The organism is Noviherbaspirillum sp. Root189 (assembly GCF_001428545.1).
Classification (GTDB): domain Bacteria; phylum Pseudomonadota; class Gammaproteobacteria; order Burkholderiales; family Burkholderiaceae_D; genus Noviherbaspirillum.
The window spans coordinates 21,548-32,179 of record NZ_LMHZ01000046.1 but is presented as its reverse complement, the minus strand read 5'-3'; the positions used below and the strand labels follow the sequence as shown (position 1 = coordinate 32,179).

Below are 10,632 nucleotides of genomic sequence, written 5' to 3'. Positions count from 1 at the left end.
ACTGACGGAGACGTTTGCGGCGATTGAAATGGCCAAGCGCGCCGGTTACACCGCGGTGATTTCGCACCGTTCGGGCGAGACCGAAGATGCGACGATTGCTGATATCGCGGTGGGCACCAATGCCTTGCAGATCAAGACCGGCTCGATGTCGCGTTCGGACCGCATGGCCAAGTACAACCAGCTGTTGCGTATTGAGGAAGACCTCGGTGACATCGCCAGCTATCGGGGCCGTGGCGCGTTCTATAACATCTTTTAGTAAGCGTGCGGTAAGTATATGATTTCGCGTTTCAGGCCGGCTTGTGTTTTGATTGACGTGAGCCGCGCTTGGGATGGTCCGTCGCGTCAATGGAACTGTGCGGTGAGTCATCCATATATGCGACATGTCACTTACGCTGGAGTGTTCTCCGCATTTCCATGTCCAATCGCCGCGCGATTTCGCACAATCCGCGCAATTCGATCGTATCTTCGTCGGCGAAGACATCGCGGCATCCGACCAACGGCTGGGTGGCGGCAACGCTGATGCACCACTTTCGGTCGTCGAACTCCAGTTCGTCCAGTACCGCGGTGTCATGTTGTCTGGCCGCGATCAATCCGGCAAAGGGACGCGCTGCGCCGACCAGTTCCGCTGCGCTGTCGACCGCGGCGATTTGCCAAGCGGGGTCGAATTGCTTGGGCAGGTCCGGTGCCACGCAGGCTTGTTCGCACCAGATCCGGTAGGCGTCTCGCCGTCCTGCCTGGGCAGCGGCGGGATGCAGCGCAGGGACCGCGCGTTCCGCGTATACCCAGGGCTCGAACCACCAGTCGATGAATACGCTTGAAAGCATGTCGTTTCCCATTGGCTGCCTTATGCCGATGCGTTTAAGGACACATCGTGCCCGCAACTTGCGGACGCGATGTGCCGCCGTTCGTTTTCAATCATGACTGCATGCACGATCTTCCTCAGTTCGATGGCTTGGGTGCAGTCTGTGCCGCCGTCTGCGACGCTTGTTCATTACTCGTCTCGTTGTCCACCTTGAACGGCAAGACCTTGCCGAAACGTTTGCGCATCCAATCGGCAGTCTTTGGATGCAGCTGCAGTATCACGAACAACATGGCAAGCAGCGCCAGCGCAAACACGGCGATGATGCTGGTGATGGTGCCGATCAAGCCCCCGGCGGAATCGGCCATGACATGGAACGGCCCGACGGTGGTCCATTCGACTGCCGGTGCGGTGAGTTCGCTGGCGGCGAGCACGACCGAGACCTTGCTGCGCCCTTCTTCGCCGGACAGGCCGGGAATGCTGGAGGCGACCAGATTGCGCACGCGCGGCACGATCATGTCTTCGTCCAGCGGCGGAATGTATTTGATGAACACTGCGGCGGAGGAAGGCTGGATCGGCTCGCCCGGTGCGACGCGTTCGGGTAGAACGACGTGCACCCGTGCCGATATGACATGGTCGAACTGCTGCAAGGTGTATTCCAGCTCCGAAGAAAGGCCATGGATATATCGCACCCGCTCTTCCAGTGGGGTGGAGATCATCCCTTCCTTCTTGAAGACCTGTCCGAGATTGGACAGATTGCGGCGCGGCAGGCCTGCAGCGTTCAGGGCCTCGGTGGCGCGCGAGATATCGGTGTCCTTTACCGACAAGGCGACGCCTTCCTTGGTGGTCCGCTTCTGCGCATCGACGCCGTGACGGTTGAGGACGGTCACCATTTCGTTTGCGTCGGCATCCTTGAGTCCCGACTGCAGGTCGACCACCTTGCCGCATGCGCATAGAAGACTCAGCAACAACAACGCCGAAAGCCGCCCTACCGCCGTCGGCATGAGCCGCGAGCGGGTTGTGATTCGCGTTGCGAGAGGATGGCGTGGCCGTGCCTGCATGCGTAGGATCATGGCGTTATTGGAGCTTGGTGAGTTGATCGACGGATGAGGCCGCCTTGGATACCGTCTTCGCGACGGTCTGTACCCGGATCGAGTAATCGTTGAGCGCCATCATGGCCTTCATCAGTTGCATCGAGTCGCCTGTGCGGGTGGCGGTTTCGAGGAGCTTGGAGACGTATTGCTGATCCTTGTTGATCTCGGTTGCCAGGTTGGTGGCACGCGCGCCCATCTTCTGTCCTAACGATCCATCGTTGTCGGGCCTGGTGGCGCCTTGCACCCCGCCGGCACCGGCGTTCATGTGCCGCTCCAGCGCGGCGCGGAATTGCGCACCGTCGGCCGCGCCGGCTCCATGGTTTTCAATCGAGAGAATTTCCAGATTGAGGCGGCCGGTCGAGGCGGCACCGCCGGCAGAGATGTTGGCAGCGGGGGAAATAGCGGCGATTTGGCTCACGTTCGGCTCCTGAAAATGTGGTTTCTAACTGTCCATGGGTGGTGAGCCTGGTTGCAAAGTTCCATCACGCGCCAAAACCCTTCATGCCTGCATGGGTTGCGTGTTAATGCAGTAGACCTGCACCAGATTCAAATAAGTGACCTGCCCGGTTTTTTCGGACCGAGCTAATTTGGGATAGCTCCGGTGGATAAAGTTGTTACTTTCTTGCTGAACGCTTCTGGAGTTTCATAGTTCAGGCTGGAATGTGGCCTGACTCGATTGTAATGCTGCCGCCAGTCCTCGATCACAACCCTGGCTTCAAGACGATTCCTGAACCATTCCATGGCCAGGCATTCGTCACGGAACTTGCCGTTGAAGCTTTCTGTCGTTCCGTTTTGCCACGGCTTACCCGGGTCGATCAGTGCACATTCTATCCCTTGATCGGTTATCCACTTGAGTAAGGCAAGGCTTACGAACTCGGGGCCATTGTCACTGCGTAGGTAGCGTGGCGCGCCTCGCACGCTGATGAGGCGCGCCAGTACATCAATCACTCGGCCCGAACGAATCGATCCAGCCACATCAATGGCAAGCGCCTCGCGAGTGAATTCGTCGACTACCGTCAAACATTTGATTTGCTGGCCGTTGGCGCAGGCATCGAAGACGAAGTCGTAGCTCCATACCGAATTTGCCTTGGACGGCGCAAGTGGACGTGGTCTGCTTGCTGCCACTTTGCGTCGGGGACGCTTGCGTGGTACCTGTAGCCCTTGTTCTGCCCACAGACGACTGCATTTCTCCTTGCCCACAACGATGCCTTCCCGTCCGAGGAACACGCGGATACGGCGGGATCCGTAACGGGGATACTGGCATGACAGCCGATGCATAGCCCTCGTCACAGGTGCATTCTTCTGTGGCAGAGTTGGTATATACAGCAGGCTGGACCTTGCCACCTGCATGAGCGCACCAGCTCGACGTTGAGAGATTCCTCGCTCAACTGCGTAGAGCGCCGCAATCCGTCGACCTGGTGCGCTTACCATTTTTTTCGGGAAATCTCCTTCATCACTTCAATTTCGAGATCCCGCTCAGCCAGCAACTTCTTGAGCCGGGCATTCTCCTGCTCCAGGGCCTTGAGATTCTTCACCTCGTCGGTCCCCATCTCGCCAAAACGCTTGCGCCAGCCGTAGATGCTTTGCTCACTCACGCCGTGGCGCTTGGCCACCTCGGCAATCGGGGTCTTGTCCGCTTCCCGCAAAATTCGGACGATTTGCTCGTCGCTGTATCGGCTTTTCTTCATTGCTCCCTTTCATTTGGGAGCTATCTTCTCAAATTTGCCGTGGTCCGAAAATCCCAAGACAGGTCATAAGGATCAAGTGCGCCATCGCCATGAAGCGTGCTGAATGCAGCAGCGGCCGTCTTGTCGGCCAGGCGTCCCACCTGTGTCCAAGCGCGATGTATTTGCCGGAGTTAACCGGTGGCGAGACTTTTCGACATCGACGTCATGACGTACGCAGCGGCAGAAATCGCTGCCGCAATGATCTATGGCACCAATACCCTGCGCCGGCCGCGCCAGCGCCATCTGCTGCGGCGGCCATGGGGGACCGGTTCTGGCGCAGGCGGATACACAGGCTTGGATATATCGGTAAATGGCGTACCCGCCTGCGGCTGATCATCGAAGACATTGGTGTTGCCTGACTCGCGAGATTCATCGTCCGGCAACTTAGCCGCCACGATCAGCCAAATGCCGCCGATATGTGCGGGCTCGCCCCAGGCGAAGCCCATCAGATGCGGGTGCTCTTCGAGCGGCAATGTCGCCCTGCGATGCAAGCCATCCGAAACTCTCAATTCAACCATGGTGACGCCCCGCCTGAAGACAACATGTCGATGAGTGGGGGTTTGTGGCCGCTGGTTCCATCGGAGCCGTATTTACGGGGGAACTAAGAAAATTCCGCGTAAGTGCTGTACACGACGTTCTTCCGGTTGTTCTTCTAATAATTGACCAAGCTAATGTAAAGGAAAAGCATTTTCTTATCCTGCTTCTTAGATTCCTTGCAACACCGATATGGAACGACTTCGTCTTGTCTGACACTCATCAACAGTCAATCTGAATGTCCAACTTCACTGCACAAAGGAACACACTGGAAATGAATACAATACGTGATGCAGTAGCTTCTCTGTTTAATTGTTGTTTGCCAACAGACAACCGAGCTGAAAGCACAGAAAGCTCTTCAAATGCCGCAACTCCCTTGCCAAGGGGTGAGCAGCCTATCTATCGCACAGGTAAACGCCCCACTCATCCGGACTTGTATCGCCTCGCCGTCGTTGACACAGCACCTAAGGTGCCCAGTGCCACGTCGTCTGCTGGGTGCGACGCGCATCCAATCCAGCAAAGCATGTCCGTCACTCGTTATCGTCAGCCTTCACACGTCGGGTCTGCGACGGCGCCCGTTGGCACCGGAAGTCACGAGGAAACAGCATCGATTAAGGAGCCGATACAACAATCTAGAATTAAATCTGCTTCAGAGGCATGGCCAATATTTAGTGGCTATTCTCCCGAGGCCCAACAGACGATTAAAATTGTGTACGACGAGATACGCCACTATCACGGTACGAGCGCTGTCTCAAAGAAAGGCATTCAACGGGATGGTTTTGACACAAATAAGAAAACGGCGGGCTCTACTGTCGCTTATTTAAATAGTGAAGAAACTTCCGAAATGCGTGAGAAGGCAACACAAGAGGATGTCGATAACTTCGTTCTCAATGCGGCGACGCATAATTACGTTACACCTGATAAAGACGAGGCAAAATCGTATGCCAAGCTTGCTGACGGAAACCACCCGGCATTGGTAAGAGTAGGCTTGGGCGACAACACCGTTTCACTCGAGCCGGATCCTGATCTCCTTGATGTTGTGGACCCCGACGACAGGGACGGTATGGGCTATAGGACGAAAGATTCTATACCGTCAAAATACGTTTTTTCGTCAAAATCTAAGGACCTGTCGAACCTGGATGGAAATGTTTCGAATAGCCTCTATTCTTTATTTCAAACCGAACTTGAGAACAACGGTATAACAGTTTCGAAAGAGGACGTCCCTTTCCTTTTCCAGGAGGTTCAATCCGATTCAGAAAACGACTTCGATTCAGAAAACGGTTCGGTTTTTGCTCACTAAGATGATTTATAAAATAAACAGGGTTACTTACTCATTAATTTTTCACTGTTAGAAGACAGCGTAGCCTAATCTATGGAAAAAAGTCTTCTCTCTCCCCTTCTTGCATTGGCTGCCTATCCCATTCACGTAGTCAACGGACTGAAGGAATATGCGACCACCCTCCGTCGCTACTATCCAAATGCGCGCTTCCGTCGCGCCGATCTGCTTTGTCTTTGGACTTATCTGACACGTGACCCTTATACGATTTGCGAGCGCTTCTTAAAGAGCTTTCCCGACGATCAAGTGCAAAAAATGTACGGAGAAAGTTTTTTCACGACGCTCGACAAAGTCGCCGGCGCGGTCAAGCTTGACAGCAAGGATGTGGTATACGACCTGGGCTGTGGACGAGGACGTAGCGTGTTCTGGTTCAACGCAATGTTCGGCTGTCGCGCTGTCGGCATCGAGATCAATCCGGTATTCGTCACGCAGGCACGGCGGATCCGGAAAATGCTGAATATTGATGGGGTCGAATTCGTGCTCGCCAATTTGATGAATGCCGACTATAGCGATGCGACCGTCATCTATTTATACGGCACGGCATTCAGCGATACGGCGATTGTCAAACTGGTCGAACACTTTGCCACGCTGCGACCTGGGACGCGGGTTGTTTCGGTCAGCTACTCCCTCATGTCCTATACGGATGTGCCGATGTTCGAGTTGGAACAGAAAGTCAGCGGACAATTTCTGTGGGGCGAGACCGATATCTACATTCAGCGCAAGCTGTAGTTGCGCACCTGAGGCAGCGTTTCATTTGTACGAATAGAGCGCATATTGATCTTGCCTCCGTAACCGGACTCGGCCTGGCCAACCGGCTAACTACCGGAGTGGAGAATGGAGGAATTTCACTTCGAGGCTTTTGGGCAAATGGCGGGCTGCCAACATATTGGTAAGCGCGAACAGAAACTTGCTGCGAAACATTGGAACACTCTTTAAGCCCTTGATTTTATAGATTTTTATTTAAACGATGGTTAATGGCGGCATTCATCAACCGTTTTTTGCGAGCAATGATAATAGAAAACATCGCCTAAAAGCGAGTTAATGGCTTGTGTAGACCGCGTTAGCTGCTCCGCAGCCATATGCAATGGGGATTAGCTTAGATGGGTAATGAGTCGTAGCGCAAACTATCCGACTAGCCGCTATGGGTAACTGCGTACAAATCGCATCGATTCAAGTTCAACAAGAAAGCTTTCCAAATTTTGGCTGTAGCTGACGCCACCTTGCGCAGACAAGTTTGCTTTAGCGCTCGTAGTCTTCTTACTGGACTAGTCAACTTTTGGATGCATCGATTTATCGCTCATTTTTTATAAGTCTTTGATTTTTAAAGAAGTGGCGACTCGCCAACGTAGGAAGACCATCATCGCGGGATTCTTTTTGCCTGGTTTGCGGTACATAGCGACGGATTCCGTGCGTTTATGCACGTTCTGGCTTCTTCATCTGGGCGTCCGGTCAGTAAGAGCAAGCTTCTGGTCTTCGAAACCTTACGCCTGATCGCAGGAGCGCCAAGGCAGTGCGAATATTCAGAGGCCTTGACCCGCCTTCCATTTCAATGCGTCCACATTCCTCAACGTTCACAGATGCCCTGAAAATTCCGATGACAACGTTATCTTTGCAAATTTCGTAGCCATCGCAGTGGTGATGCAATCGCTGCTGCAATGCCTTTGCTTCGTTGAGTTTTTCGTCATCATCTTGCTGGACACGTGCTTGTCCGGCAAGATGAGCAAAGTCGACATCCGCTGCCGACAGATCACGAAGATAGCTAAAAAGTGCTCGCCCTTGCAACGCAAGTGCGTCGATTCGAGGCATACGATAGGCGACGATGTCGGAGAGACGCTTGCCATGCGTCCCGGCGAGTTTCATCAACAGGAAGATGCCGCTTTTGCTTACACCGCGCTCCAGTAGATGCACGAGATCTTTTGGCAGTCGGGTTGCGGGATCAATCTCATCAGGCTGCTTGGGTAATTTGTCGCTTTGGCTTCCGGAAGGGATTGTGTTCTTCGAAGAAGACTGTACTTCCTTGGTATGTTCTATATCTATATATACGCCGTCTCTCATTTTGGAAGACGGATGCCTGTGAATAACTTCCTGCAGGCCGAGCAAGACCAGCGCCTTCTGCGTGAGCAGGATTGGGGCAATCCAGAATCTGCCGGCATTGGGACCTGCCGCAGCCGATTTATGCTTCTGCGGCTGCCGGATAATATATTCGCGTGCTTCCAGTTCTGCCAGGTCGCGTTGTATCGTCTGAACAGAGACGGAGGCTTCATGGGCGAGCGCTTCCCGATACGGGAAAATAGCCGCTTTGGTTTTTAAGTTGTAGAACGCCAAAATCGCGTGCAGCGCCCGTCTCCCTCCCTTTTTAAGGTCCATGCAGTTATGCGGGTGCTTGGTGGCTGCTTGGGCGTTGATCAGGGCTCTTGGCAAGACACGACCTTGGACCGGTGTAGGACGATAGGCAGGTTCAGCGGGCAAGCCCGTCCCTGCCCCAACTTGATTTTCGTTAGGGTGCAAAATATCACTCCGCTGCTCGCGGACGAGCGCAAAGGTCTACGGGCACACACTGTCGGGAAGTTTCGGGCGAACGTTGCCCTGATGCGTCTGTGATAAATCACAAAAACATCCCCAAGCGTGCAAGAAATAGCTGTGGCGTCTTGCACTTCGAAGAACTTAGGGATAGACTCTGATCTGCGTAGTGATTGAGAGTCTCCTTCCCCTAGGTGCTCCGATTGCGGCAAAAACCCGGTCCCCACCGGGTTTTTGCTTTTTTCGGCCACTAAAACATTCTGTTTTACGGCTTCATCATGTTTTCTCCAGTTTGTTTTTTCTAAGTCATTGATTTATAGGGATATGGCGAGTCGCCAAGCCTATTTTTCATCTTTCAACGCCCGTACCCTGTCTTCCAGCAGCTTGGCAATCGCCGCATTCACTTCAGCAGCTTCAGCCTCAGATGCACAATCAACCCGTACCATCGCTCTGACTTGACGTAGCGTGGCGTACTTGGTTTTTCCAACTTTAAAAGTCTGTTCAACCGGCACCGGCTTGGCGGGCTTTTCAATGCCGGCTGTCGCCGCATAGCGAAGGGCATCGCGCTCATCAGCAATTTCTCCATTGAAAAGCTTTTGTACAGCTTCTGCCACCTGTCCTTCACGTCCCTTGACACTCAAATCAGCCAAGGTTTCTGCGGCTGTTGCACCAAGCAGTGAAGGGCGCTCTTGCAGAAGCTGATGCGCTGTTTCCGGCAACTTCTGAAAAGCCAACAACCGTTTCAGTTGCCGAAGTGAAGTACCGACACGCTCAGATAAATCCTTCTCATCCAGATGTGGATGTTTTTCCATGATGCGTTTGTAACCGCGGTACTTGTCATAATCGGGTAACTTGGCAGCTAGGGCATTGGCAAAGAAAGCGAGATCTTCGGCTTCGTCATCGCTTGCGTCCGCCAGCCATGCCTTGATTTGTTTTCTACCCAGGTCGCGGTAAATCTGCACCCTGTTATGACCTGACACAATCTCAAATCCACCTTCAGCGCGAACACGAACGGTGATGGGGGATGCCAAGGGATTATGGGAAAGGTTATTTTTGAGATCTTCGTATTCATCAGCTGACAACCGCCGACGCCGACCTTCCACTTCATGCAGTTCGTCGAGGCTGATCTCCATCGCCCCGCCCTGCTCTTTTGCTCGTCGGAGGTCTTCCTCCAACTCATTGATGCGTTCCTGCCAGCGCTGGGCTTCGATACGAAATGCGCCAAGCTGGCCGGGCATGGTGACAGGTGGTGAATTGGCGGTACGACCTTGATGTTGTTCCAGTCGACTGCCAAGGGCGGCCGTTCGGCTTTCGAGCTTCGCACCGAGGCCGGTACGTTTGTCAGGAGTAGGCTTTTTGTCGGTCATTGATTACTCCGGAACGGCAGTGGGTTCTTTGGGTTCACTCGCTTCGGTGTCTTCGTCCGCAGATTCCCAGACGGCCGTCACTTCCTCTTCAAGCTCGTCGACCAAACCATCGAAAGCTTCCAATGCGCGGTTATATGTACGTGCACTACCCTCGTAATTACTCAGGTCGTATACCGTCTTGAACTGCGCCGAGGCGTTTTTCACGACATCCGATTCCAGGACTTCAGATGTCCCGAGAATGTCCGGGTAGGTCTGACGAATCCAGCCGCGTACCGCGTTGGTCGTCGAAGCCGTCTCCTTGACTTTCGAAAGGAAGATTTTGATGAACTCAAATTCCTTTTGAATCGGCCTCATCTCCTGCATCTTCGTGAACAGTTCTGCAAACTGCCGGAAGAACTGCGTACTGGACGCGTAATCCAGGGTTTCCGGCGGAACCGGCACAACCAGTCCATCAGTCGCCATGAATGACGCAATGGCCAAGTATGAGAGGGTAGGGGGGGTATCAATGACGATGATGTCGTACTCTTGCCGGAGCGGGTCAAGGGCCACCTCCAACACCCGCCAGAACTCAAAACTGGGATCTTGAGACTGTTTGTTTGGCAGATAGAAATCTGCACCAAACAGAGAGGGCGAAGCTGGAATAAAAAACAGGTTATGCCAGTAAGTTTCCTGGACTGCATAGCGAAGATCTGTCTCCTCGCCATATACCGCCGGCATTACCGTCATTTCTTCAGGCACTTCCGCGTCGGGAATATAGCCCATCATTGTTGTACTTGATGCCTGAGGATCAAGGTCCATCAGGAGCACCTTGTAGCCACGGAGGGTGAAGCCCTGAGCGATTGCGACCGCATTCGTCGTCTTGCCGACGCCGCCTTTGAAATTTCCGACGCTGATTGATACCGCGCCTGTACCCGGCGACCGATATTTTTTGCCGCCGATCTTCCGCACAATCGCCTGCGCTTGTGCGAGGGAATACTCCCGGCTTCGACCATTTCCTTTGACGGTGCCGGGTTCGATTTCACCTTTTTTGACGAGGTAGTTCAATTTCTCGAGCGTTACACCGGAAAGCTTTGCGACACGCGGGCCGGAGACGATAGGTGCCATTTTGCGAGGCCACGGCTCAAGCAGAATGTTGCGGAGTTCAGTGAGCGCGCCGCCAGCTCGGTCTGCGATGCTGTTCAGCCTCACAACATCAATTTTTTTACGTTTCAGTGTCAACGGTTTAACGCTCATACCTACCTCTCTTAAGAATTCC

General features: G+C 53.6%; 10 protein-coding genes and 1 pseudogene. 3 read left to right on the top strand and 8 right to left on the bottom strand.

What is annotated here, in order from left to right:
- Positions 1-256: pseudogene (gene eno / locus ASE07_RS22480) on the top strand (phosphopyruvate hydratase); the annotation flags it as partial.
- A 127-nt stretch (positions 257-383) separates the two neighbouring features.
- Here the strand turns inward: eno and ASE07_RS22475 are convergent.
- From ASE07_RS22475 to ASE07_RS22450, 5 genes are all read right to left on the bottom strand, one after another.
- Complete coding sequence (locus ASE07_RS22475; protein ID WP_156396904.1) at positions 384-824, bottom strand: hypothetical protein; 441 nt, start codon at positions 822-824, stop codon at positions 384-386.
- 115 nt (positions 825-939) lie between these two features.
- On the bottom strand, positions 940-1,860 hold the full coding sequence (sctJ, locus tag ASE07_RS22470; RefSeq protein WP_082584394.1) for a type III secretion system inner membrane ring lipoprotein SctJ: 921 nt from the start codon (positions 1,858-1,860) through the stop codon (positions 940-942).
- A 16-nt stretch (positions 1,861-1,876) separates the two neighbouring features.
- Positions 1,877-2,311, bottom strand: a complete 435-nt coding sequence (locus ASE07_RS22465; RefSeq protein WP_057293068.1) for an EscI/YscI/HrpB family type III secretion system inner rod protein — start codon at positions 2,309-2,311, stop codon at positions 1,877-1,879.
- A gap of 164 nt (positions 2,312-2,475) precedes the next feature.
- Positions 2,476-3,581, bottom strand: a protein-coding gene (locus ASE07_RS22460; protein ID WP_156396902.1) for an IS3 family transposase whose coding sequence is annotated in 2 segments (ribosomal slippage) — positions 2,476-3,332 and positions 3,332-3,581 — 1,107 coding nt in all. Because the reading frame shifts where the segments join, the coding sequence is not laid out codon by codon here.
- A 242-nt stretch (positions 3,582-3,823) separates the two neighbouring features.
- On the bottom strand, positions 3,824-4,138 hold the full coding sequence (locus ASE07_RS22450; RefSeq protein WP_057293065.1) for a hypothetical protein: 315 nt from the start codon (positions 4,136-4,138) through the stop codon (positions 3,824-3,826).
- A 290-nt stretch (positions 4,139-4,428) separates the two neighbouring features.
- Between ASE07_RS22450 and ASE07_RS22445 the strand changes: the two genes are divergently transcribed.
- Complete coding sequence (locus tag ASE07_RS22445; protein WP_156396900.1) at positions 4,429-5,454, top strand: hypothetical protein; 1,026 nt, start codon at positions 4,429-4,431, stop codon at positions 5,452-5,454.
- A gap of 72 nt (positions 5,455-5,526) precedes the next feature.
- A complete protein-coding gene (locus ASE07_RS22440; protein WP_082584393.1) occupies positions 5,527-6,219 on the top strand; it encodes a class I SAM-dependent methyltransferase in 693 nt (230 codons plus the stop codon).
- 720 nt (positions 6,220-6,939) lie between these two features.
- On the opposite strand, the gene ASE07_RS22435 is transcribed toward ASE07_RS22440, so the two are convergent.
- The 3 genes from ASE07_RS22435 to ASE07_RS22420 all read right to left on the bottom strand — a co-directional run bounded on the left by ASE07_RS22435 (position 6,940) and on the right by ASE07_RS22420 (position 10,610).
- Positions 6,940-7,857, bottom strand: a complete 918-nt coding sequence (locus ASE07_RS22435; RefSeq protein ID WP_057293062.1) for a hypothetical protein — start codon at positions 7,855-7,857, stop codon at positions 6,940-6,942.
- Positions 7,858-8,351: 494 nt separating this feature from the next.
- Entirely contained in the window at positions 8,352-9,377 is a 1,026-nt protein-coding gene (locus ASE07_RS22425; protein ID WP_057293060.1) for a ParB/RepB/Spo0J family partition protein, read from the bottom strand.
- A gap of 3 nt (positions 9,378-9,380) precedes the next feature.
- Complete coding sequence (locus ASE07_RS22420) at positions 9,381-10,610, bottom strand: AAA family ATPase (protein WP_057293059.1); 1,230 nt, start codon at positions 10,608-10,610, stop codon at positions 9,381-9,383.
- Positions 10,611-10,632 lie beyond the last annotated feature (22 nt).